The organism is Oceaniovalibus sp. ACAM 378 (assembly GCF_008085915.1).
In the GTDB taxonomy this organism is placed as follows: Bacteria; Pseudomonadota; Alphaproteobacteria; order Rhodobacterales; family Rhodobacteraceae; genus Oceaniglobus.
On record NZ_VSJK01000113.1, the window covers coordinates 1 to 271 of the forward strand.

Consider the following 271-nt stretch of genomic DNA (forward strand, 5'->3'; position numbering starts at 1 on the left):
CGGCGCGATTGAACCAGGATATCGAGCACATCGCCATTGGCATCGACGGCGCGCCAAAGCCAGTGCGTTCGACCCTTGATCCGGATCACGACTGCATCGAGATGCCCTTTGTCCGTCGGCGACGGACGGTCCCGGCGGATCTTGGCGGCAAACTGGGAGCCGAACCGGTTCACCCAATCTCGGATCGTCTCGTACGAAACTGTTACACCGCGTTCGGCCAATAGATCCTCGACGTCACGCAGGCTCAGGGCGAAACGATGGTAGGCCCATA

1 protein-coding gene is annotated in these 271 nt (G+C 60.5%); it reads right to left on the minus strand.

Annotated features, from left to right (window positions below; genetic code table 11):
* On the minus strand, window positions 1-271 hold a 271-nt coding region (locus tag FQ320_RS25435; protein WP_148476018.1), incomplete at both ends, for a DDE-type integrase/transposase/recombinase.